Annotated in this window: 19 protein-coding genes; 10 read left to right on the forward strand and 9 right to left on the reverse strand. The window is 64.6% G+C overall.

What is annotated here, in order from left to right:
• The first annotated feature begins 106 nt into the window (after positions 1-106).
• Positions 107-394 carry a hypothetical protein gene (locus BI327_RS19225; RefSeq protein ID WP_021080824.1) on the forward strand — a complete coding sequence of 96 codons (288 nt, stop codon included), beginning with the start codon at positions 107-109 and terminating at the stop codon, positions 392-394.
• 789 nt (positions 395-1,183) lie between these two features.
• Here the strand turns inward: BI327_RS19225 and BI327_RS19230 are convergent.
• The 4 genes from BI327_RS19230 to BI327_RS19245 all read right to left on the reverse strand — a co-directional run bounded on the left by BI327_RS19230 (position 1,184) and on the right by BI327_RS19245 (position 8,118).
• Positions 1,184-1,720, reverse strand: a complete 537-nt coding sequence (locus tag BI327_RS19230) for a GlcG/HbpS family heme-binding protein (protein ID WP_076862376.1) — start codon at positions 1,718-1,720, stop codon at positions 1,184-1,186.
• Positions 1,721-2,106: 386 nt separating this feature from the next.
• Positions 2,107-5,643 carry an error-prone DNA polymerase gene (locus tag BI327_RS19235; protein ID WP_076862377.1) on the reverse strand — a complete coding sequence of 1,179 codons (3,537 nt, stop codon included), beginning with the start codon at positions 5,641-5,643 and terminating at the stop codon, positions 2,107-2,109.
• Positions 5,640-7,433, reverse strand: a complete 1,794-nt coding sequence (locus BI327_RS19240) for a Y-family DNA polymerase (RefSeq protein WP_394329868.1) — start codon at positions 7,431-7,433, stop codon at positions 5,640-5,642. Before BI327_RS19240 ends, BI327_RS19235 begins: the two co-directional genes overlap by 4 nt.
• Positions 7,324-8,118 carry an ImuA family protein gene (locus tag BI327_RS19245; protein ID WP_076862378.1) on the reverse strand — a complete coding sequence of 265 codons (795 nt, stop codon included), beginning with the start codon at positions 8,116-8,118 and terminating at the stop codon, positions 7,324-7,326. Before BI327_RS19245 ends, BI327_RS19240 begins: the two co-directional genes overlap by 110 nt.
• Before the next feature lie 254 nt (positions 8,119-8,372).
• Here BI327_RS19245 and BI327_RS19250 point away from each other — a divergent pair, with 254 nt between their 5' ends.
• Both BI327_RS19250 and BI327_RS19255 read left to right on the forward strand, forming a co-directional pair.
• Positions 8,373-9,806 carry a UdgX family uracil-DNA binding protein gene (locus BI327_RS19250; RefSeq protein ID WP_076862379.1) on the forward strand — a complete coding sequence of 478 codons (1,434 nt, stop codon included), beginning with the start codon at positions 8,373-8,375 and terminating at the stop codon, positions 9,804-9,806.
• 636 nt (positions 9,807-10,442) lie between these two features.
• A complete protein-coding gene (locus tag BI327_RS19255; protein WP_076862380.1) occupies positions 10,443-12,065 on the forward strand; it encodes an inorganic phosphate transporter in 1,623 nt (540 codons plus the stop codon).
• A gap of 89 nt (positions 12,066-12,154) precedes the next feature.
• Here BI327_RS19255 and BI327_RS19260 read toward each other — a convergent pair whose 3' ends face one another.
• Positions 12,155-13,063: a LysR family transcriptional regulator gene (locus BI327_RS19260; RefSeq protein ID WP_076862381.1), complete on the reverse strand. Its 909-nt coding sequence runs from the start codon at positions 13,061-13,063 to the stop codon at positions 12,155-12,157.
• A 134-nt stretch (positions 13,064-13,197) separates the two neighbouring features.
• Between BI327_RS19260 and BI327_RS19265 the strand changes: the two genes are divergently transcribed.
• Positions 13,198-14,379 carry a cytochrome P450 gene (locus BI327_RS19265; protein WP_076862382.1) on the forward strand — a complete coding sequence of 394 codons (1,182 nt, stop codon included), beginning with the start codon at positions 13,198-13,200 and terminating at the stop codon, positions 14,377-14,379.
• Positions 14,380-14,441: 62 nt separating this feature from the next.
• Here BI327_RS19265 and BI327_RS19270 read toward each other — a convergent pair whose 3' ends face one another.
• Positions 14,442-15,371, reverse strand: a complete 930-nt coding sequence (locus BI327_RS19270; protein WP_076862383.1) for an AraC family transcriptional regulator — start codon at positions 15,369-15,371, stop codon at positions 14,442-14,444.
• Positions 15,372-15,452: 81 nt separating this feature from the next.
• On the opposite strand from BI327_RS19270, the gene BI327_RS19275 reads away from it, so the two are divergent.
• Positions 15,453-16,280: an oxidoreductase gene (locus BI327_RS19275; protein WP_076863063.1), complete on the forward strand. Its 828-nt coding sequence runs from the start codon at positions 15,453-15,455 to the stop codon at positions 16,278-16,280.
• A gap of 9 nt (positions 16,281-16,289) precedes the next feature.
• Here the strand turns inward: BI327_RS19275 and BI327_RS19280 are convergent, their stop codons facing one another.
• Positions 16,290-17,462 carry a M20 aminoacylase family protein gene (locus BI327_RS19280; RefSeq protein ID WP_076862384.1) on the reverse strand — a complete coding sequence of 391 codons (1,173 nt, stop codon included), beginning with the start codon at positions 17,460-17,462 and terminating at the stop codon, positions 16,290-16,292.
• Between the two features lie 284 nt (positions 17,463-17,746).
• On the opposite strand from BI327_RS19280, the gene BI327_RS19285 reads away from it, so the two are divergent.
• Complete coding sequence (locus BI327_RS19285; protein ID WP_076862385.1) at positions 17,747-18,172, forward strand: hypothetical protein; 426 nt, start codon at positions 17,747-17,749, stop codon at positions 18,170-18,172.
• Between the two features lie 15 nt (positions 18,173-18,187).
• On the opposite strand, the gene BI327_RS19290 is transcribed toward BI327_RS19285, so the two are convergent.
• Entirely contained in the window at positions 18,188-18,940 is a 753-nt protein-coding gene (locus BI327_RS19290) for a pyridoxamine 5'-phosphate oxidase family protein (protein ID WP_083742157.1), read from the reverse strand.
• 385 nt (positions 18,941-19,325) lie between these two features.
• On the opposite strand from BI327_RS19290, the gene BI327_RS19295 reads away from it, so the two are divergent.
• Together BI327_RS19295 and BI327_RS19300 are read left to right on the forward strand one after the other, a co-directional pair.
• On the forward strand, positions 19,326-20,957 hold the full coding sequence (locus BI327_RS19295) for a GMC family oxidoreductase (RefSeq protein ID WP_076862387.1): 1,632 nt from the start codon (positions 19,326-19,328) through the stop codon (positions 20,955-20,957).
• 6 nt (positions 20,958-20,963) lie between these two features.
• A complete protein-coding gene (locus BI327_RS19300; protein WP_076862388.1) occupies positions 20,964-21,866 on the forward strand; it encodes an alpha/beta fold hydrolase in 903 nt (300 codons plus the stop codon).
• A gap of 503 nt (positions 21,867-22,369) precedes the next feature.
• Here BI327_RS19300 and BI327_RS43680 read toward each other — a convergent pair.
• On the reverse strand, positions 22,370-22,696 hold the full coding sequence (locus BI327_RS43680) for a hypothetical protein (RefSeq protein ID WP_159450473.1): 327 nt from the start codon (positions 22,694-22,696) through the stop codon (positions 22,370-22,372).
• A gap of 412 nt (positions 22,697-23,108) precedes the next feature.
• On the opposite strand from BI327_RS43680, the gene BI327_RS19315 reads away from it, so the two are divergent.
• Together BI327_RS19315 and BI327_RS42780 are read left to right on the forward strand one after the other, a co-directional pair.
• Positions 23,109-23,342 carry a hypothetical protein gene (locus BI327_RS19315; protein WP_076862390.1) on the forward strand — a complete coding sequence of 78 codons (234 nt, stop codon included), beginning with the start codon at positions 23,109-23,111 and terminating at the stop codon, positions 23,340-23,342.
• Between the two features lie 146 nt (positions 23,343-23,488).
• Positions 23,489-23,818, forward strand: a complete 330-nt coding sequence (locus BI327_RS42780) for a hypothetical protein (protein WP_076862391.1) — start codon at positions 23,489-23,491, stop codon at positions 23,816-23,818.
• The last annotated feature ends 18 nt before the right edge of the window (positions 23,819-23,836 follow it).

A 23,836-nucleotide genomic window follows, 5' to 3' on the forward strand; every position in this document is an offset into this window, starting at 1 on the left:
GTTTCACGTTTTTCCGGATCATGCCTTGTTTGGGCATGATCTCTCCGGAAAACCGTTTCACACTTTTCCGGATCATGCCTTCTGCCTGACCCATACAGGAGTTGCAATGGCTGCCATCGATCCCATCACTGCCGGCGCGGTCTTTATCGCGACCGCGGCCACCGACGCGGTCTATGTCATGTTTACTTCGGCGGTCGTGGCACGCAAGCGCGTGCCGGCGGCGACCTGGAGCAGCATCTGGTATCTGCTCTCCTCCTATGCGGTGATCAGTTACACCGAAAACTGGGTGTATGTCGCCTTCGCCGCAGCCGGCTCGTGGGTCGGCGCCTATGCATCGATCACCTTCCTGCACCGCCCGCCGGGCGGACCGCCGGTCGGCGCCGCGGTGGAATAACAGGCTGGACACACGATATCACCCCAACGTCGTCCCTGCGACGCAGGGACCCATACGCCGCGGCAGATGTTGCGATGGCGACTCCTCGTTCCAATGTCGCGCAATAATCGGCATTTGTGGTTATGGGTCCCTGCTTTCGCAGGGACGACACCGAATTTGGGATCACTTGTCAGCTTCACGTCAGCATCTTGTAAGCTACGTGTCAGCATTCTCGCGACACGATCCGTCCGAGCTTTGCTTTTCGTTTCGCCCTCCTCTCACAGAGGGCGCAGGGAAAGCCGGGTGCCGATCGCACCCATGGGCCCCGAGCAAAAGGTAGAAAGCTCGGGGGTAGGACCACAGGTGTAACCGGAGCAGTCCGGCTTTCCCTGCGCGATGGGTTACGGCTTATACGTGCTCTCCCCGGCGAGACTGGGCTTTGTTGTCACCGTCTTCGCAACGCGCATTGCGCAATCGGAAAAGACACCTACCACTAGGGCGTCAGGCCTGCACGACTTCGCCGTCCGCCTTGCGTGCTCTCGTCAGTACCACGCTCGGCGTCCACCGCATCTCGACCCGCGTTCGTGACGATCGCGAAACGCCCCTCGATCGGGTGAGACGGGCATATTGAACATCTGAGTTGGGGTACGCGTCAAGTTAAATTCCGAAAATCAGAACATATTAATTGACGGTGCGTAGAGTTGTAGGATGGGTGGAGCGCAGCGAAACCCATCCTACGATCTTGTACAATTCTGCGAAGCTTTCTGCCGGGACCGGGAGGCCTCGGCAGAAGCATCGCGTCATTGCCCGCTATTTCAGCGCGGCCTGGCCGGCGAGCGAGATCACATTGTCCTGCGAGCCCGAGCCGCCGCTGACGCCGATGGCGCCGACGACCTTGCCGTCGACGATCAGGAGATTGCCGCCGCGCGAGGCGATCACGTCGTCGAGCGTCGCGAGATAGGAGAAGTACGGTCCCTTGCCCATCAGGTTTTCGAACGTCAGCGTCGGCCGGCGATAGCGCGTCGTGGTGCGCGCCTTGTGCTGCGAGACGCCGATCGAGGCATATTGGCAATTGTCCTGCTTCTCGAAATAGACGAGCTCGCCGGCCGGATTGACGATCGCGATGCAGAACGCATTCCAGTTTCGCTTCTGCGTCTCGGCGACCGCCGCAGCCGCAACCTTCTTGGCGGTTTCGAGGTTGATCGGCTCGCCATAGGGCGGCGGCGCGAGGGCATCGGGGACGACGTCGTTGGGATTGTCGGGATTGGAAGGCACCTGGGCAAAGGCGCCGGTGGCCGTGACGAACGCGACGCATGCCGCGCCGATGAGCGCAGTGAGATAACGCATGGAATGCTCCCGAATTGTTGTTGTTGCAGACCCCGGATCGATCGCCCGGGCGGCCGGGACGATAGCAACTGGCCGATGGCGCACAATCGATGTGCGGCGCGGTATGTGTGCCGTTGCGATGAAAATCGCGTGAGGACGGCCAGCGTTCGAGGTCGCGCGATGCGGCGGTGAAGGATACGGGCGATCTCGAAGTGGCGGAGTTCTTGAGAGCATATTCAACGTCGTCCTGGCGAAAGCCAGGACCCATTACCCCAATTGTCGAACGTTGCACGACGCTGGGGCCACGATCCCTGCGACAACAAAATTCGGTGGCTATGGGTCCTGGCTTTCGCCAGGACGACGTTGGGGAGATAGCTGGCTCAACAGCAGCGCGATCGCGCATCCCCTCAATGAAAGTCGCGCGACGGCGGCAGGATGCGGACGTTGCGGGGGTGGCGGATCTTTTGCGGCGAGTTGTCGCCGTGATCGCGGCGGTCGTCGTTGAGCGGCTCGATCAGCGCGGGGCCCGCCGGCACCGGATGCTTGCGGCTGAGGGATTCATTGGCGAGGCCGATCAGGTCGTGGGAGCGATCGGTCATGCGCTGCGCCACCAGATGCGTCACGCCCTCCGGGCTGCTCTGGATATAACCCTCGACCAGGATCAGGCGCGCGCCCATCACCTCCTTGCGGTACTGCTCCATCACCTTCGGCCACACCACGATGTTGGCGATGCCGGTCTCATCCTCCAGCGTCATGAACACGACGCCCTTGGCGCTGCCCGGCCGCTGCCGCACCAGCACGACGCCGGCGCAGGCGACGCGGCGGCGGTCGTTGCTGCGGTTGATGGTGTGGCAGGCGACGACGCGTTCCCTGGTGAAGGTGTCGCGCAAAAACTCCATCGGATGGCCCTTCAGCGACAGGCGGATGGTCTGATAGTCGGCGACTACCTGTTCGGGGCGCGGCATCTCCGGCAGCGGTTTTGTGCCCTCATCCGGCTGCTCGCGCGCAATGGCGGCCTCGAACAGCGGCAGCGGCACGTCGTCGGGCAGCCGCCGCACCGCCCACAGCGCCTCGCGGCGGTCGAGCCCGAGCGAGCGGAACGCATCGGCGTCCGCAAGCAGGATCAGCGCGCGCTTCGGCAGGCCGGTATCGCGGGCGAAATCTTCCAGCGAGGTGAAAGGCCGGCGGTTGCGCGCCGCGACGATGCGGTCGGCCCAGTCGAGATCATCTCTGTCCAAGGCCGCGCGGGAGGTGGGCGGGTTCCCTCCCCCCTTGCGGGGGAGGGTTAGGGAGAGGGGTGAGCCGCACAGGCGGTGGTCGTGGCTTACCCCTCTCTCCAACTCTCCCCCGCAAGGGGGGAGAGAGCCCATCCATTCGTGCCTCCCTGACTCACCTGCACTACGCAGCGTCTGCTGCTGAGCTTTCAACCTCTCCTCATCCTCATCCAGCCAGTGAAAGCCGTCGATCTGGCGGAAGCCGAGCCGCACCGCGCAATAGTCCCCATCGCGCTCCTCCAGCGTGTTCTGCGCAAAGCTGAAGGAGACATCGACCTCGCGCACCGTGACGCCGTTCTTGCGGGCGTCGCCGACGATCTGCGCCGGAGCGTAAAAACCCATCGGCTGCGAGTTGAGCAGGCCGCAGCAGAACGCGTCGGGATGATAATGCTTCAGCCATGAGGAGATATAGACCAGCTGGGCGAAACTCGCGGCATGGCTTTCCGGGAAGCCGTAGGAGCCAAAACCCTTGATCTGGTCGAAGCAGCTGCGGGCGAACTCCGGATCGTAGCCACGCGCCACCATGTTGCCGACCAGCTTCTCTTCATAGCTGCCGATGGTGCCTAGATTGCGGAAGGTCGCCATCGAGCGGCGCAGGCCGTTGGCCTCTTCCGACGTGAAATGCGCCGCCTCGATCGCAATCCGCATCGCCTGTTCCTGGAACAGCGGCACGCCGAGCGTCTTGTGCAGGACATTGTAGAGTTCATCCTTGTCGCCATGATCCGGCGATGGCGATGGATAGCTCACCTTTTCCTGGCCGTTCCGCCGCCTGAGATAAGGATGCACCATGTCGCCCTGGATCGGGCCGGGGCGCACGATCGCGACCTCGATGACGAGATCGTAGAAGGTGCGCGGCTTCAACCGCGGCAGCATGTTCATCTGGGCCCGGCTCTCGACCTGGAACACGCCGAGCGATTCCCCGCGGCACAGCATGTCGTAGACCTCTTTGTCGTCCTGCGGGACCGAGGCGAGCTCCCAATGCTCGCCCTTGTGGTCACTGATCAGGTCGAAGCATTTGCGGATGCAGGTCAGCATGCCGAGCGCGAGCACGTCGACCTTCATCATATGAAGCGCGTCGACATCGTCCTTGTCCCATTCGATGAAGGTGCGGTCGTCCATCGCGGCGTTGCCGATCGGCACATAGGTGTCGAGCCGGTCCTGGGTCAGCACATAACCGCCGACATGCTGCGAGAGATGGCGCGGAAACTCGATCAACTCGGTGGCGAGCTCGACCGCGAGGTTGATCATCGCATTCGCAGGGTCCAGCCCGGCCTGCCGCACCTGCATGTCGTTGAGTCCCTTGCCCCAGCTACCCCACACGGTGTCGGCGAGCGCCGCGGTGACGTCCTCGGTCAGCCCGAGCGCCTTGCCGACATCGCGGATCGCGCTGCGCGGACGATAATGGATCACGGTGGCGATGATCGCCGCGCGATGGCGGCCATAGCGGCGATAGACATATTGCATCACCTCCTCGCGCCGCGAATGCTCGAAATCGACGTCGATGTCGGGCGGCTCCAGCCGCTCCTTGGAGATGAAGCGCTCGAACAGGAGATCGACCTTGGTCGGATCGACCGAGGTGACGCCGAGCACGTAGCAGACCGCCGAGTTCGCCGCCGAGCCGCGCCCCTGGCACAGGATGTTCTGGCTGCGCGCATAGTGCACGATATCATGCACGGTGAGGAAGTAATGCGCGTATTTCAGCTCGGCGATCAGCGCGAGCTCCTTGTTCAGGGTGGCGCGGAGCTTGTCGTCGATGTTGCCGCCGAAATATTTGTCGACGCCGGCCCAGGTCAGGTCTTCCAGATGCTGCTGCGCGGTCTTGCCCGGCGGCACCGGCTCGTCGGGATACTGGTATTTGAGCTGGTCGAGCGAGAAGTGGATGCGCGCCGCAAAACGCATGGTCTCCGCGATCGCGTCCGGCAGATCGCGAAACAGCCGGATCATCTCATGCGCCGGCTTGAGGTGCCGCTCGGCATTGGCCTCGAGCCTGCGGCCGACAGCCTCGATCGTGGTCTTTTCGCGGATGCAGGTCAGCACGTCCTGCAACTGCCGGCGCGCGGGATGGTGATAGAGCACCTCGTTGGTGGCGAGCAGCGGCACATTGGCCGTGGCAGCGAGATCATGCAGCCGCGCGAGGCGGCGCTTGTCGTCGCCGCGATAGAGCAGGCTTACGGCGAGCCAGACGCCGTCGGCGGCGCTGGCCTTCAGTTGCGCGAGCACGTCGAGCGCCTTCTCCGCCTCGAAACGATGCGGCAGCGCCAGCACCAGGAGCTGACCTTCGGCGAAGTCGATCAGATCGGACAGCGTGAGCCGGCAGTCGCCCTTCTCGATCTTCACAATGCCATCGCCGCGCTTGCCGCGGGTCAAGAGCTGGCACAGCCGGCCATAGGCGGCGCGATCGCAGGGATAGACCAGGATGTCGGGGGTGCCGTCGATGAAGACGATGCGGGCGCCGACCAAAAACTTCGGCGGATGGGCGACCTTCTCGCTGTCGAGCTCCTTCCAGGCGCGCACCACGCCGGCCAGCGTGTTGTGATCGGCGAGCCCGATCACGGGAATCCCGAGCTCGCTCGCCTGATGCACATAGGCGCGCGGATCGGAGCCGCCGCGCAGGAAGGAGAAATTGCTGGTGATGCCGATCTCGGCATAATCTGTAATGGGCGTCTTCATGCGAACAGCCCGTGCACATACCAGTTGGCCGGAACCGGCGCGCCGGCCTCGTCGCGCAGCTCGCTCTCATAGAGGCCGTCGCGAAAGATCCAGAAGCGCTGGCCTTCGGCGTCCTCGACGCGGAAATAGTCGCGGGTCAGCGCCGCGCCGTCCTGCTTCCACCATTCCATCGCGATGCGCTCGGGACCTTCGACCCGCACCACCGCGTGCAGGGCGCGCCGCCAGGTGAATTGATGCGGCGGACCGTCCGGCACGCTCGCGAACGGCACCTTGATCGGCTCGGGCCGCTCGAACAGCCTGAGCGGCCGCAGCGGCGGCTCGCCCGCGACGCGCTCCGGCCAGGCGGCCGTGCTCGCGGCTGCCAGATGATGCTGCGCCGGCAGCGCGAGTGCGGCACGCTCGGGGATGTGGCTCTCGAGCGGCAGATGCACAACGACGCGCTTTCCCCCGATGCGGGCGGCGATGCGGTCGATCAGCGCCGAGATCTCGTCATTGTCGTGCACGGTCGCGTCGAGGTCGCGCTGCTGCTGCACCACGATCTCGGTACGCCCTGCGGCGAGACGGATGAGATCGAAGCCGAAGCCGGGATCGAGCGGATCGTTGAGCGCATCGAGCCGCTCGCGGAACAGGCGGTCGATCATCTCGGGCCGCGTCACCGGCCGCCCGGTCTCGACCATGATCGTGCGCACCGCACCGTCAGTGCGGAAGAAGCTCGCTTCCAGTTGCCTTGCGCCCTTGCTCTGCTTGTCCATCGCCGTCACCAGCATTTTGGCAAGGCTCGAGAGCGTCAGCGCGATCACGGTGTCGGTCGCGATCGGCTCGGGGAAACGCTTCTCGACGATGTAATCGGGCAGCGGCTTGCGCGGGCTGATCGGGGCATCGCCCTGCCCGAGCGCGTGGCTGAGCAAGGTCGTGAAGGCCGCACCGAACCGCGCCGAGATTTCATGCGGCGCGCGCGCGGCGACATCGCCGATGGTCTTCAGGCCGGCGCGGCGCAGGCCGGTGGTGATTGCGGCATCGGCACCGAGCGCCGATACCGGCAGCGGCCCCACCGCTTGCGCCTCCTCGCCGCTGGCGACGATCTGCCCCGAAGTGTAGCGCGTCAGCGTGCGCGCTGCTATCGAGGTGCCGGCGATAGCCGCGCTGACGGCAAAGCCGCGCCGGTGTAACGCATTGGTCACGATCTGCAACAGCGCGCGCTCGCCGCCGAACAGATGGGCGCAGCCGGTGATGTCGAGGAACAGTCCGTAAGGCGGATCGAGCGCGACCAGCGGCGTGAAGCGGTCGCACCAGTCGGCGATGTCGTTCAGCGTCTTCAAGTCGGCGGCGGGATCCGCGTCGTAGACCGTAAGCTCCGGACAGATCGCCCGCGCATTGGCGAGCGGCAGCCCGATCGACAGCCCGGCGCGCACCGCGACCTCGTCGATCGCATGGAGCAGGATCGCGTTGTGGTCTTTTGCGACCACGACGCTGGGGAGTTTGTTGCTTGCTTCGTTCGTAAGGGACGCATGGACAGATGGGTTCCCTCCCCCCTTGCGGGGGAGGGCTAGGGAGAGGGGTGAGCCGCTCGGGCGGTGCTCGTGGCCACCCCTCTCTCCAACTCTCCCCAGCAAGGGGGGAGAGAGCCCTGCCGATGTGCTCGCCTCACTTGAGGCTTCATCAAGCTCACTTGCAACAAGCTCAGCTTGCGAGGCGATGTCCTGCGCGAGCTTGCGCTTGATGCGGTCGATGGGCAGGCGTGGCAGCCACAGGCTGAGGATACGCCGACGGTTCACTGAATTGGCACTCATCACATTTCCATTCCATGATCCATCGCCCGACCGGGCCATGACGGTTGCGCACGAGTTCGGCCTCGACGCGCGGCGCGCCCCAGGCGCTTGCAGCATTGCCGGGCGGCGAATGCGCCGCGCGCACGATCCAGCGGGTCTCCGCGGTCGAGGGGATCGGGGTGACCGCGATCCGCAGCACCAGCGCGGTGACGCCGGAGGCTTGGGCGGCGAGCGTCAATTTGCGGCTGGCGACGAGATCGAGCTGGCGCGCAGGACCCCAGACCTCGAGCACGACAGCGCCGAGCGCATCGCAGGCGAGCGCATCGGCCGCGGTGCGCAGCCCGCTATCGACATCGGCGGCGCGCACCGTGACCAGGAGGCGCGGATCGAGCCCGAGCTCGGCGAGCCCGCGCATCGACAGCGCGCCGTTCTCGCGATCGGAAAAATCCTGCCGCACCCAGACCAGCGGCTTGCGCGCCGATATCAGTCCGGCAAGCCCCGCGATGAAGCCGGTCGCAGCACTTCCTTGATGGCCGGCCGCGAACACCTCGTGCAGCACGGCCGGCGCAAGCCCGCCGCGCAGCATCGCGTCGGCGCCGGCATGGCCGAGCGCGACGCGGTTCGGCATCGCTGCCTCCGATGGCGCCTCGATGCGCGCGATGCTGCCGCGCAGAGACGCAAGCGTACCCATGCGTGCGCCATTCATATGCGCCGCTCCTTCCAGGCAAAATTTGAAGCCGTCACTGGTCGAACAGAGAACCAGGGACTGGCTCATTTGTTCATGATATGTTCTAATATAAAGCTAACAGGGCCCGCGGAGTCAACCGGATTGGTGAGCTCAGTGATTCATGAGTGGAATCAATGGGATTCAGCAGTCATCGAACTCGACAGGCCGTGATCTTCCGCAAGTCAGCACGCAGGCCCCCGAAAATGGCGGCGTGACGGAAACGGAGCCATCGCATGCGTATCATCGTGCTCGACAACGACACCGATTTCGAGGGCTGGCGCAGGGCCGCGCGGCGCTTGGCATTGAACGACGTGAAGCCCGCGGAGATCACCTGGACCGTACGCCGCGACGACGAATTGTCGTTGGCATCCTGCGTGAATGAATTGCCCGATACGCCGCAGGCACAGTTCAACGTGTCAGCCAAATTCGTCGAGCTCGCAAAGGCTGCGATCCTGCATCGCAATGACGAGCGCTTCGCCCTGCTCTATCGCCTGCTGTGGCGGCTGCGCAGCCGTCACGACCTGCTCGCTGCGACTGACGATCCCGATGTCGCCGAGGTCCACGCGATGGCGCGCGCGGTCTATGGCGACATCGACCGGATGCACGCGCAGCTCCGCTTCCGCGAGATCGGCCGCGAGCGGACGGCGCACTACGTCGCCTGGTTCGAGCCGGAGCATCGCATCGTCGAACTCGCCGCGCCTTTCTTCGCCGGCCGCTTCGCCGACATGCCGTGGTCGATCCTGACGCCCGACGTCTGCGCCCATTGGGACGGGCACGCGATCTCGATCACGCCGGGCGTCGCCAAATCCGAGGTGCCGACCGAGGACCGGCTCGAGGAGGCCTGGCGGCGTCATGACAACGGCTTCTCCAATCCCGCGCGGCTGAAGATGATGGAGATGCCGCAGGCCTATTGGAGGAACCTGCCCGAGGACTCGATCATTAAGCCGCTGATCGAAGACGCCATGCGCATGACCAGCGGCCCCTTCATCGCACGCAAGGCGGCCGAGCCGCAGCAGCGGCAGGATGAACCGATGCCCCGCAAGCAAACCCGGGATGTGCGAGCTCACGACACGATTGCCGCCTTGCGCGTCGAGGCCGCCGATTGCCGCGCCTGCCCGCTGTGGAAAGACGCAACCCAGATCGTGTTCGGTGAAGGGCCGCAAGAAGCGACACTGATGCTGGTCGGCGAGCAGCCCGGCGACAAGGAAGATCTCGCAGGCCATCCCTTCGTCGGACCGGCCGGGCAGATGCTCGATCGCGCGCTCGAGGACGCCGGCATCGATCGCGGCAAGGTCTACATCACCAACGCCGTGAAGCATTTCAAATTCGTGCCGCGCGGCAGGATCCGGCTGCACCAGAAGCCGAATACGCCGGAGATCCGCGCCTGCCGCCAATGGTATGAGCGCGAACTCGCCGCCATCAAGCCGGCGCTCGTAGTGGCACTCGGCGCCACCGCGGCGCAGAGCGTGCTCGGCAAGATCACCCCGGTCAACAAGAACCGCGGCTGCCTGATCGACCATGATGGAACCAAGGTGCTCATCACCGTGCACCCGTCCTATCTGTTGCGGCTGCCCGACGAGAAAGCCAAGACGCTGGAATATCAGCGCTTTATCGACGACCTGAAAATCGCCGCAAGTCAGTTGCAGAAATCAGCTGACGCGGCTTGAGATCCGCACGGCGCGCGGAACCGCAGATGCCGCAATTCAACGTGAAATTGTTCTAAAGCCCGACAAATACCTACAACCTTTAATTGATCCATGATAGGGTAACGTGCTCCGCAGGTATCGGGCGTCATGTTCACGCCATGACGTACCCTGAGGCGGGCGCGCTGCGCGGTTTGCTAGCCCCAATCGTGCGGCGCGCCACCTCATCTTGCAATCCTCCCCTCCTTATTCGCTCGCACACGCACGTCCCGCACGACCGGCGACGTTGAGCTTGGCGACGTTGAGCTTTGTGACGTTGAGCTTGGTGACGTCGAGCTTGTCGACCTGGATTGCTGCGACCTGGCCAGGTGCCCACTACCTCGAGAGCCCGACGTCTCGCCGCCGGCCTCCTCGCCTCCCAGATTGTCTCGTTCCATGAAACCCGGGCGGCGAATTCCGCCCCGATCCTTCCGCGATCGGTGATGGTCTGTTGCTGAAGATTGCCACGACGCCGCGAAGGCGCGTGGACCTTCAATGCGTTGCACAAAAAATCGGCGCGATGTCCACCGGCATGGGTCGCCGGCTCATTTCACGAGCCGGATTTCAATTGCTTGTCATATGCATCGATCAAAATCGGAGCCATTGGGACAGGAGTTTACCATGAGCGATATGGCGTTACCCGGCTCGATCGAGCCCGCCTTGAAAAAGGGACCGGACCTCGACAAGGGCTTTCATCCTCTGACCGGCGTTATCTATTTGGGCGTGGTCGCGGCCGCGCTGCTGTTCGTTGCCTACAGCATCTATGCCGACGTCGACGCCACCGGCACGCGCATCACTTCGTTCCTGCCGTACATCCTGCTGTTCGTCGCGCTGCTGATCGCGCTCGGCTTCGAATTCGTCAACGGCTTCCACGACACCGCCAACGCTGTCGCGACCGTGATCTACACCCGCTCGCTGCCGGCGCATATTGCCGTGGTCTGGTCGGGCATGTTCAACCTGATCGGCGTGCTGCTCTCGAGCGGCGCCGTCGCATTCGGCATCGTGTCGCTGCTGCCGGTCGAACTGATCCTGCAGGTCGGCTCGAGCGCCGGCTTTGCGATGGTGTTCGCGCTGCTGATCGCCGCGATCATCTGGAACCTGGGCACCTGGTGGCTCGGCCTGCCGGCCTCGAGCTCGCACACCCTGATCGGCTCGATCATGGGCGTCGGCATCACCAACGCGCTGCTGCGCGGCCGTGACGGCACCTCGGGCGTGGATTGGTCGCAGGCGGGCAACATCGCCAAGGCGCTGCTGCTGTCACCGCTGTTCGGCTTCGTGCTCGCGGCCGGTCTGCTCTACATCCTCAAGATCGTGCTGCAGCGCGCGACGCCGGCGCTGTTCGGCGAGCCGGTCGGCAACCAGCCGCCGCCGTGGTGGATCCGCGGCATCCTGATCCTGACCTGCACCCTGGTCAGCTTCTTCCACGGCTCCAACGACGGTCAGAAGGGCATGGGCCTGATCATGCTGATCCTGATCGGCACCGTGCCGACCGCCTACGCGCTGAACCGCGCGCTGCCGGCGAGCCAGATCGAGCAGTTCGCCGCGCGTTCCACCGCGGCCAGCAAGGTCATCGAAGGCAAGGCCGCCGGTTACAGCGTGATCGGCAACCCGCGCCCGGCCGTGACCAACTATGTCGCGCAGCACCAGATCAACGAAGGCACCTATCCGTCGCTGGCGGTGCTGGTGCGCGACATCGGTCAGCAGGTCGCCCAGTATGGCTCGCTCGCCAAGTTCCCGGCGGACGCGGTCGGCAACACCCGTAACGACATGTATCTGGCGTCCGAGGCGATCCGCTTCCTGATGAAGGACAAGGAAGCCGAGCTGACCGCCGCCGACATCTCGACGCTGAACGAGTACAAGGGCTCGCTCGATGCCGCGACGAAGTTCATCCCGAGCTGGGTGAAGTTCGCCGTCGCCATCGCGCTCGGCCTCGGCACCATGGTCGGCTGGAAGCGCATCGTCGTCACCGTCGGCGAGAAGATCGGCAAGACCCACCTGACCTACGCGCAGGGCGCCTGCGCCGAGATCACGGCGGCCGCGACGATCGCGGCGGCCGACGGCTACGGCCTCCCGGTCTCGACCACGCACGTGCTGTCGTCAGGCATCGCAGGCACCATGGCCGCCAACGGCTCCGGCCTGCAATGGTCGACGATCCGCAACATCGCGATGGCCTGGGTCCTGACCCTGCCGGCCGCGATGATCCTCTCGGGCTGCCTGTACTACGTGTTCTACCACGTGTTCTGATGCCCCATGCTTTCGGCGCGGCAACGCGCCGGAGACGAAAGGCCCGCATGTCGAATGCGGGCCTTTTGCTTTGCAGCCGCGGCGCACGCTCAGGCAGCGTAAGCCCGGGCCTCCTCGGCCAGCAGGCCACGCGCCCATTTGTGCAGGCCGGATTTGGCCGTCCTGGCGCTCCAGTACATGTCGATCGAGATCGGTACGCGGAACGGCAGCGATGCGACGTGCAGGCCGCCGCGCATCGTCCGCGCCAGATGATGCGGGATGGTCGCAACCAGCCGCGTGCCCGTGACGATACGCTCGAGGCTGTCGTGGTTCGGCAGGCTGACCACCGGCTCGATCTCGATCTTCCTCGCCTTCAGCGCCGCGAGATAGAGCGGCTGCCACTCGCCGCTGTGGGTGATGAAGACATGCTCGGCCTTCGCATAGGCCGACAGCGCGATCCGGCCACGCGCCAGCGGATTCGCCGGATCCATCACGCAGACATAGTGATCGGTGAGGATGTGGCGCCGGAAGAAGCTCTCGCCGATGATGCCGACCGGACCGAGGACGATGTCGCACTGGTTCTGCTTGAGGTGGATGTCGCCGTGGCCGGCGGCATCGAGCAGGACGAGACGCACCTTTGGCGCGCCGGCATGCAACCGTGCACAGAACTGCGGGATCAGGGTCTGGCGTTCGTGATAGTTGCAGGAGATCATGATGGTACCCTGCGCCGTCGCCGGATCGAACTCCACCGGTGAGGCAAGCCCGTCGATCTCGCCGATCATGTCCCGCGCCCAGGCAACCAGCGCCGCACAGCGCTCGGTGGCCGTCACGCCGTTGCCGTTACGAACGAACAGCGGGTCATGCAGCGCGCCGCGCAGCCGCTCGACCGCATAGCTGATGGTGGACTGGTTGACGTCGAGCCGCTTGGCGGCGGCCGAGAACGATTGCAGGTCGTAGACCAGCACCAGCGTCCGCAAGCTCCTGATGTCGATCGGATCGATCGAGGAATTGGCCGCCACGCTGCACCTCCCGCTTTGCCGGCGGTCCAGCCTATCACAAGGTCATCAACTATTTCGATGGGCTATATCGGCACCATCGAATTGAGCGATTGCCTCCCCGGCGCTAGCCTTCGCAAAAGCTCCCGGGAGGACCAATGACCAGCGCCGTGCCTGTCGTGACCGACATCGCGTATCAGGATCTGCTCGACGACCCCTATCCGATCTTCCGCCGCCTGCGCGAGCTGGCGCCGGCGGTCTATGTCGAGCCCGCGAAGCTGACGCTGGTGACGCGGTTTGACGACATCATGCGGATCGAGCGCGATCCCGCGACCTACTCGGCCGACAATCCGGCCTCGCTGGTCAACAGGGTGATGGGGCCGACCTTCATGCGCAAGGACGGCGCCGAGCACGCGAACGGCCGCAAGGCGATCGAGCCCTCGTTCCGCCCGGCGACGATCAAGGAGTATTGGGCGCCGCAATTCACCGCGATCGCGCAAGAGCTGATCGACGATCTGGCGGCGGCCGGCGAGGCCGATCTGTTCGCCGCGCTGGCCGCGCCGATGGCTTCGCTCAGCCTGATGGCGATGATCGGCTTTCGCGCGATGCCGTGGCAGTCGCTGGCCGAGTGGTCGCAGGCGCTAATCGACGGCGCCGGCAATTACGCCGCCGATGCCGAGACCGAACGCAAGGCGATGCAGGCGAGCGCCGATGTCGATGCCGCGATCGACGCGGTGCTCGACGACCACCGCAACCAACCCAATCCCTCGATCCTGTCCTCGATGGTCAATGCCGATCCGCCGATGCCGATCGAGGGCATCCGCGCCAACATCAAGGTCATCATCGGCGGCGGGTTGAACGAGCCGCGCGACGCGATCCTGACGCTGGTGCTCGGCCTGTTGGAAAACCCGGCGCAGAAGGACAACGTCCTAGACAGGCCGGAGCTGTGGCCAGCCGCGCTCGAGGAAGCGGTGCGCTGGATCTCGCCGATCGGCATGTATCCGCGCCGCGTCGCCCGCGATGTCGAGCTCTCCGGCACCGCCCTGCCCGAGGGCCATCAGATCGGCCTCTGCGTCGGCGCGGCGAACCGCGACGGCAGGCGCTTCTTCGAGCCTGATCGCTTCGACGTGGCGCGGCCGAAGCAATCGCACCTCGCGTTCGGCGCTGGACCGCATTTCTGCGCCGGCACCTGGGTGTCGCGGCTCACCGTCGGCAAGATCGTGGTGCCGATGTTGTTCGAGCGGCTGCGCGACTTGCGCCTCCGCGCGGAGGCGCCGCCCGTCGTTCGCGGTTGGGTGTTCCGCGGACCGGTGTCACTGCCGGTGCGATGGGATGCGTGAGGCGGTGCGCCGGGCTGACGAGTGGTGCGAGCCTGGCGCCGCAAGCGCCTCTTCCGAGACGTTCAGAGCAGCTCACCAAGATGTTGGCGAACCCATTTCGCCTCCTCGGACGCCGTGCGCCGGAAGTGCCGCTTGAAATCACGGCTGAACTGGGCGGGACTGACATAGCCGACCAGCGCCGCGACCTCGGCGATCGTCTTGTCCTGGCGCGCGATCATCAGCCGCGCCTCGTGCAGCCGCATCGCCTTCACGTACTGGATCGGCGTGCTGCCGGTCAGGGCCTTGAAATGGACGTGGAAGGAGGGAACGCTCATGCCAGCTTCACTTGCCAGCGCGGCGACCGAGATCTCGGAGCTGTAGGTTTCGCGCAACCGGGCGAGGCTTTGCACGATCCTCCCGGACGTGCCGCGCTGCTGCAGGGCTGAGATCATCGCACCGCCCTGCGGGCCGACCAGCACCCGATAATGCAGTTCGCGCAGGATGCCGGCGCCAAGCACCGCAAGCTCAACTGGATCGCGCAGCGCTCGCAGCAGACGGAGCAGCACATCCTCGATACCTGGCTCCATCGGGCTCGAGATCAGACTTCTCACCTGGTCGGCCGAGGGTTCAGTGCGCCTCGCCCGTACTTCCGAGGCGATCTCGGCGGCCAATCCCATGTTGAACTCGACATAGACCGCAAGCAGGGGACGTCCCGCGCTGGCCACGGACGCCATCCGAAACGGAACCGGCACCGATACGGCGAGATAGTGCTTCTCGTCGTAGAGATAGACCTCGCCCTCAAGCATGCCGTGCTTGCGGCCTTGCAACACGAAAACTGCGCCGGGCTTGTAGAGCACGGGGACATCGCGAAGCACCGCCTCGGTCCTGAGAATGCGGACCCCTTCGAGCGCTGTTGGATTGTATCCCTGGCAAGGGGCAAGCAGCCCGGCAAGCTCCACCAGTTCGTGGCGTTCCGGCCTTCGCTTCGCGATCTTCATAGGATTTGGCAAGATTTTTGGAGCTTTGCGGATCGATGACCACCGGTCCCAAGACTATCAGTCATGGCAGTCGACCATCAAGACGAGAGCCAATCGATGTCACCGAAGACCTTCTTCATCACCGGCGCGAACTCCGGTTTCGGCTTCGCGATCGCGGCGGCCGCGAGCCGCCAAGGCCACAAAGTCGTCGGCACCGTCCGCTCCGCGCAATCGCGGGCAGCGCTTGCGGAACGCTTGCCGACGGCAGCATCCATCCTGTGCGACGTGACGGAGTTCGATCGCATCAGCGACGTCGTGCGACAGGCAGAGGATGACCATGGACCTGTCGACGTGCTGATCAACAACGCCGGCTATGGGCACGAGGGCATCCTCGAGGAATCGCCGCTCGACGAGATGCGGCGCCAGTTCGACGTAAACGTGTTTGGCGCCGTTGCGGTCGCCAAGGCATTCCTGCCGCGGTTCCGCGCGAGGCGCCGTGGATTCATCGTGAACGTGACGTCGATGGGCGGCATGATCACCATGCCGGGCATCGCCTATTACTGCGGAAGCAAGTTTGCCCTTCAGGGCATTTCGGAAGTCATGCGCGCAGAAATGGCACCGTTCGGCGTCCACGTCACGGCGCTCTGCCCCGGTTCGTTCCGGACCGACTGGGCTGGACGCTCGATGATCCGAAGCGCGCGATCGATCAGCGACTACGATGCGCTGTTCGATCCGATCCGGCAGGCACGGCAAGCCAAAAGCGGCAAGCAGCTTGGCGATCCCGATAAGCTCGCGGCGGCCGTTCTCGGCTTGATCGAGACCACCAGCCCTCCACCACAGCTCCTGCTCGGCAGCGATGCCCTTGGACTCGTGTCCGAGAGGATCGAACGCCTGGAGCAGGAGATCGCAGCGTGGAAATCGGTGACCATTTCGACCGATGGCTGATGAGGCGGCTCACGCCGCCAGCGCGTTCTCCACGATCTTCACGAAATACGAGGTGCCGTAGACGATCGCCTCGTCGTTGAAATTGTAGGCGGGGTGATGCAGGCCGGCGCTGTCGCCATTGCCGCAGAAGATGAAGGCGCCGGGCCGGACTTCCAGCATGTAGGAAAAATCCTCGGCGCCCATCAGCGGCGGCATCTCGTGCACGTTGGCAGCGCCGGCGACGTCGCGCGCGATGCGGCTCGCAAATTCGGTCTGCGCCTCATGGTTGACGGTGACCGGATAGCCGCGCTCATAGGTCAGATCGATCTTCGCGCCGGTCATCTTGGCAACGCCATCCACCACCTCGCGCACGCGCTTCTCGATCAGATCGCGCACGTCCCGGGTCAGCGTGCGCACGGTGCCGCGCAACTCCGCGGTCTGCGGGATCACGTTGCGGGCGTTGCCGGCGTGGAACTCACACATCGAGATCACGGCGGAGTCGAGCGGATCGACGGTGCGCGCGACGATCTGCTGCAACGCGGTGACGATCTGCGCACCGACCAGAACGGAATCGATGCACTTATGCGGCCGTGCGGCATGACCGCCGAGCCCCTCGATCTTGATGTCGATCGCATCGGTCGCGGCCATGATCGGGCCGGTGCGGATCGCGAACGAGCCGATCGGAATCCCCGGGCCGTTGTGCATGCCGTAGACCTGCTCGATGCCGAAGCGGTCCATCAGGCCGTCCTTGATCATGGCGGCCGCACCGGCGCCGCCCTCCTCGGCCGGCTGGAAGATCACCACCGCATCGCCGGCGAAATTGCGCGTCTCGGCGAGGTAGCGCGCGGCGCCGAGCAGCATCGCGGTGTGCCCGTCATGGCCACAGGCGTGCATCTTGCCCGGCGTCTTCGAGGCGTAAGGCAGGTTGGTCTGTTCGTGGATCGGCAGCGCATCCATGTCAGCGCGCAGGCCGATCACCTTGACGTCGCCCTTGGCCGGCCCCTTCTTGCCTTTGATCACCCCGACCACGCCGGTCTTGCCGAGCCCGGTCGCGACCTCGTCGCAGCCGAATTCCCGGAGACGGTCGGCCACGAATGATGCAGTGCGGTGCACATCGTAGAGCAGCTCGGGATTTTCGTGGATGTCGCGGCGCCAGGCCTGGATATCGGGTTGCAGATCGGCGACGCGGTTGACGATGGGCATGAGAATTCTGGCCTCAGAGGTTGGACGTAGGTGCTGTTTAGCATGCAAGAGCCAGTCCACCCAAACAGATGTGGCATGCTGCCGGCTGGGACCTGCTTTCAAAAATTGCGATGACCGATGTTCCGCGAACACCGGACCGAATGACGATGTGCAAGGCCGCCAGCGCCAAGGCCTGATATGATCGCATCCGACCAAAGCCTAATGGTGTAGGAAATATCCCGCACGGATACTACTGTAGGTTTCCCGCATCGAATCCTCTAGCCTTCCAACGAGGGGCGGCTGTAATGACGCCGGATCAAGCGGTCTTGTTTTCCACCGTCATCCTGCTGGTGCCGATGGGCTACTTCCTGTTGGCCGCGCCGGCGTTCCTGCTGGTGAAGCTCGACGTCCCCCCGGTCACCCGCCTGCTGCGCGGCATGTTCAATGCCTATTTCCTGGTGCTGACCGTATCCGGCGTGATCGGGACCCTCGCGTTTGCCGTGGCGGGCCGGCCGGCCGTCGCGCTCGGCATCGCCCTGATCGCGGCGTTCGCGGTGCTGGCGCGGCGATGGTTTCTGCACCGGCTCGATGCCGAGGCGGATGCGCGCGACTCGGGTGACCCGACCGCGGTGCGGCGGCTGCGCCGGCTGCATTGGGGCGGCATGGCCTGCAATGCAGTTCAGGTGCTCGCGCTGGTGGCCAGCATTCCCTACATGGCGCCGCTGCCGTGAACGCGGTTCGCTCCGCTAAGCCTCGTGCTTCCGATGCGGATCGTATTTCGAAAGCACGTCCTTGAGGTAGTCGCGGCTTTTCCATTCCGGCGCAGGCGGCTCGTATCCGGGCCGGGGCACGAACAGATTCGCCGGCACGTCCGCTGAAGCGCTCATCAAATCGGGCACATAGCGCGGGCAATTCGGGAAGATCTCGCATTTGACGCGCACGACAACCTTCGCACCGTGATGGCTGGCAAGCGTTGCCGCGTCGTCGTGGATCGTCGCCTTGCCCCGAATGCGGGTGCGAAACGTCTTGCCGTCGAGCCGCACGAACAGCAGCCCGACGTTCGGGTTGCGGTGAATATTGCCGAGCGTGCGGTACATGTTGTTGCCGTCATACTCGGGGAACTCAATCGTATCGGGCCCGGTGATCTTGACGAAGCCCGGATCGCCGGAACGCATCGAACAATCGACGTTGTCCTGATAGCTCGTCGCGATGAAAAAGAATCGCGTCTCCTCGATCAGCTTGCGATCCTGTTCCCAGAACTCGAAGTGGAGCCGATACTTCTCGAGGCCGTCGGCGACACGGCGACCATCGAAGCGGTCCTGCAGCTCGCGCATTCCGTCGTGGTAGAAAGGGGCTCGGACCGGGTCTGCCACGGCAATCCTCCAGCAAGTTGCGCAGTCCATCTGCGATATTTGACTCGGCCGGAATTTTTCCTGGCAGTTCAGCCGGCCGACAGGAGCAAGCCTATTCATTCGGCGTGGGCGTGAAAAGCCGTCCATGTCCGAATTGGGTGAAAAGGCGGCGCCGACGGCCGCGCCCTGATCGGCTGGATGAATGTCGCGACCGGGAGCATCTATGCACCGCTCGCGCTCGTCGGCGCCGTGCCCGGCATCGGCTGCTGACGCTGATCGTCTGCGTTCCCCGAGCGAGACATGAGGTCACACTGGCCGAACCGATCCGTCCCTGATCACCCAGCGCACGCCCGGCTGCATCGGCCGGGCTTGTCTCGACCGGCCGCGTCTGGATAGAACTCGGTTCTGACTCTGTCAGAACCGAGTTCTATTTTCTTGTTTTGACGCGTTTTCTTCACGCGAACCGGGCTCCACTTCGCTCGAAAACGCTATAGAAGGCAGTCAACAACAGACGCTTGCCGGGAACGAGGACATGCCGCGAAGGCTCGAGGGTGATTTCGACTACATTATCGTCGGCGCAGGCACGGCGGGCTGCATCATGGCCAACCGCCTGTCGGCCGATCCGAAGAACCGCGTGCTGCTGCTGGAAGCCGGCGGCAAGGACAACTGGATCTGGTTTCACATCCCGGTCGGCTATCTCTTCGCGATCGGCAATCCGCGCTCGGACTGGATGTTCAAGACCGAGGCCGAGCCCGGCCTCAACGGCCGCGCGCTCGCCTATCCGCGCGGCAAGGTGATCGGCGGCTCGTCGGCCATCAACGCCATGATCTCGATGCGCGGCCAGGCCGCGGATTACGACCACTGGCGGCAGCTCGGCCTCACCGGCTGGAGCTACAGCGACGTGCTGCCGGCGTTCAAGCGGCTGGAGGATCACTTCCTCGGCGAAAGCGAGCACCACGGTGTCGGCGGCGGCTGGCGCATCGAGGCGCCGCGGCTGTCGTGGCAGATCCTCGATGCGGTCGGCGATGCCGCCGAGGAGATGGGCATCAAACGCATTCCCGATTTCAACACCGGCGACAATGAAGGTACGAGCTACTTCCACGTCAACCAGAAGCGCGGCCGGCGCTGGTCGTCGGCGCGCGGCTTCCTCAAGCCGGTGCTGAACCGCAGCAATCTCAGGCTCGAGACCGACGTGCTGGTCGATCGCCTGATCATCGAGAGCGGCCGCGCCGCCGGCGTGCTGTTCCGCCAAGGCAATGGGCAAGGCAATGAGACCGTGGAGGCGCGCGCCAAAGGCGAAGTGATCCTCTGCGCCGGCTCGATCGGAACCACGCAGGTGCTGCAGCGCTCCGGCATCGGCCCGGCCGAATGGCTGTCGCCGCTCGGCGTCGACATCGTGGCCGACGTGCACGGCATCGGTCATAATCTGCAGGACCATCTGCAGCAGCGCGCGATCTACAAGGTATCCGGCGTGCGCACGCTGAACGAGACCTATTACAACCTGGTCCGCCGCGGCCTGATGGGCCTCGACTATGCGTTCCGCCGCCGCGGTCCGCTGACCATGGCGCCGTCGCAGCTCGGTATCTTCACGCGCTCGGATGCAACGCGCTCGCGCGCCAACATCCAGTTCCACGTGCAGCCGCTGTCGCTCGACAAGTTCGGCGATCCCTTGCATCGCTTCCCGGCGATCACCGTGAGCGCCTGCAATCTGCAACCGACCTCGCGCGGCACGGTACGGATCCGCTCGACCGCGCCCGACGACAAGCCGTCGATCGCGCCGAATTACCTCTCGACCGAAGACGACCGCCAGGTCGCGGCCGATGCGATCCGCACCACGCGCAAATTGATGAAGCAGAAGGCGCTCGAGAAATATCATCCCGAGGAATTCCTGCCCGGCCCTTCCGTCGGCGATGACGACGCCTCGCTCGCCAAGGCCGCGGGCGACATCGGCACCACGATCTTCCACCCCGTCGGCACCGCGAAGATGGGCATGGCCAACGATCCGATGGCCGTGGTCGACGAGCGTCTGCGCTTCTACGGCCTGCACGGCCTGCGCATCGCGGATGCCTCCGTGATGCCGACGATCACCTCGGGCAACACCAACACGCCGACCGCAATGATCGCCGAGAAGGCGGCGGCGATGATCCTCAGGGATGCGCGATAGCAAACAATGACGCAGCCGCAGCGAATTCTGGTTGGCGATGCCGGCGCGCAGATCGCGGTGGCGCGATGGGGCGAGCCCTCGTCCGGCAAGCCGGTGGCGCTGCTGCTGCACGGCACGGGCTTTGTCGCCGAAGTGTGGACCGAGGTCGCGGAGGCGCTGGCCACTGACTACACCGTCTACGCGCACGACCGCCGCGGCCACGGCCTGAGCCACAAGCCGCCGGCCGAGCGCTATCACTTCCAGGATTTCGCCGCTGATGTCTGCACGGTGGTCGAACGCCTCGATCTCCAAGGCATCTACGGCATCGGACACAGCGCCGGCGCGACCGATCTGCTGCTTGCAACCAAGCTGATGCCGGACCGCTTCGCGCGGCTGTTCGTGACGGAACCGACCGCGATGGACCCGAGCGCGCCGCGCAGCGGCGACCTGAGCGACATCTCGAACGCGTCCATGCAAGGCGTGCTGCGCCGCCGGACCGAATTTGACAATGCCGACGATTTATTTCGGCGGCTACGCGCAGCGCCGACCTTCGCGCCATGGACCGAACGGTCGCTGTGGGCCTATGTGCATCACGGCTTTGCGCGGCTCGACGACGGCCGTCTTCGGCTGCGCTGCACGCCCGAGATCGAGCAGGCGATGCTCAAGCCGATCTACCAGGCCATCGAACAGATCTACACCGGCGACGCCCGCGGCAATCCATTCCCGTGGCTCTCCGAGATCGCCTGCCCCGTCCGCATCGCGACCGCCGAACAATCATGGCCGGTCTACAAGGAGATGGCCGACCGCGCTTCGGCGCTGATCCCGCACGCGAGCCGCTGGAGGTTCGACGGCGTCGGCCATTGCGCCGCGCAGGAGGCGCCGGAGTTGATGATTGCGGCGCTGAGGACGTTCGCGGTGCGCAGCAGCTAGGTGGTGCACGCACAAAGCCGTTGTGTCCGCTCCTCGCCAAGGCCGAGGCGACATGGGTCCATAGACGTTACTGACCAATTGCGCGCTGCTGGCAGCCGATCATCAAATCATCGGTGATCGCCGAATGGCCTCGCCGGGTAGACCGATGCACGCACCGGCTGGATCGTCAGCCGATAGGCGATCAGATTGGTGCCATCGAATGCTTCGAGCAAGTAATCGCAGACAGGGCAGTGATACTCACCCTTGGCGCCCGGTTCAGACCATAGCTCCAACCGCCGGAAACCTGCGCCACAGCACGCGCACGTTACATCCGTTTTCCGCACGTTCATCCTCTTGGTCGCTCTGTAAGAAATTGGTGAAACTCGGCAAAGAAACGGAGGTGTCGCCGGACTGAGGCGAGACCGAATGTCATGGAACTCCCAAGCTTGCATTCTAGGCAAGATGCCTCGGCTGCAAAGTGCAGATTGTGCCTGAGCAGGATAACGACAGACGGCCGCCGTCGTTCAAACGCGCGCTCCGCAGGGCGAGCCATTTTGAATGGCGATTGCATTTCGTTGATCTACGTCAAGCCTGCGCACCGAAATTGTCGCAGTTTCGCCGTTCGCCATCTCGTCCGTTAGGGAGGACACGCCATGCTTCGTTGTATCCTCGCCGTTCTGGCAGCTCTGGTGCTCGTCGCAGTCTGCCTGATCCCTGATGATGCCTTTGCCCGTCGTGGAGGCGGAGGCGGCGGCTTCCGCGGTGGCGGAGGCGGCGGATTTCACCGCGGAGGCATGCATGCCGGTGGCGGACGGATGCACGCCGGTGCCGGACGGATCCACGGCGGACATCGCGTTGCCGGCCGCCCGCGCCCCTCACACCCGATCGCCGGCCGTCCGGGCTATCCGGGCCGACCCATTGCAGGGCGTCCGGGCTATCCCGGTCGACCGGTTGCAGGTCGCCCTGGCCGTCCGGTCGCAGGTTATCCCGTATACGGCGGAGGCTACTATCGACCCGGTTACGGTGCAGCGGCGGCCGGCGCTGCGGCCGCGGCCGGCGCGTATTATGGCAGCTATGGCTATTACGGGAACCAAAACAACTGCTACTACAACGAATACAATCAAATGATCTGCCCGCAACAGCCGTATTGACGGCAGCGCGAATGAGCCGTGACGGCCGGCTCCTTCGTGCCGTCACATCGCATGGTCGCGTTGATCAGACTTGTGGAGACGTCTTGCGCTTGCATCTCTGGGAGACCAACCGATGGAGTACGGCGCCTTTAGCGACGCGAGCCTGAAGATGATGCACGAGGCGGTTCGCGGCGCCCTCCAGGCCGATGATGAATTCGAGCGTCGTGGAGACGAGCCGGTTTTCCGGGTGCGAACAACGGCCGAGTGGAAGCGTCACGCCGCCAATCTCGAGGACGAGATGTCAAGACGAGGCCTCCAGGTTGACGCCATAGACTGGACGAGCAGGCAGGGAGAGCTGGCACTTTGAGCTTGCCGCCGCGCCGGTCCGGGCGCCGCAAGTGCTTTGTTCTTCCCTCCCGGAGGCAACAGGAGCGGCTTGATCCAGATCAACGGCTTCCCGGGCGTATGGCGTTCAAACCACGCCGGGTAGGACCGCAGGATTGGAGAACAGGCATGAAGGCGAATCCAAAGGCATTCGCGTTAGCTGCGACCATCGTCGCATGTGCCACGCTGCTGTCCGTTGGCTGGTCGGAACAAGGCGGCGTCTCGGTTTCCGTCGAACGCGCGCAAGCGCGCGTCGGCCGTCCCTTGACGCCCGTAAGCGTCGCCGGTGTTGCCCGCCGCCAGACACGACGGGCGGTGTACGGCACCGCTGCCGTGGGAGCTGCGGCCGCAGCCGGCGCGTATGGCTATTACCACTATCCTTCCAACGGTCAGGGCTTCGTCTGTCAGCCCGGCACGTATTTTCGCGGCGAGGACGGCCGCCAGCATCTCTGCCAGTAGACAGAGATAATCCGCGAT

The organism is Bradyrhizobium mercantei (assembly GCF_001982635.1).
Classification (GTDB): domain Bacteria; phylum Pseudomonadota; class Alphaproteobacteria; order Rhizobiales; family Xanthobacteraceae; genus Bradyrhizobium; species Bradyrhizobium mercantei.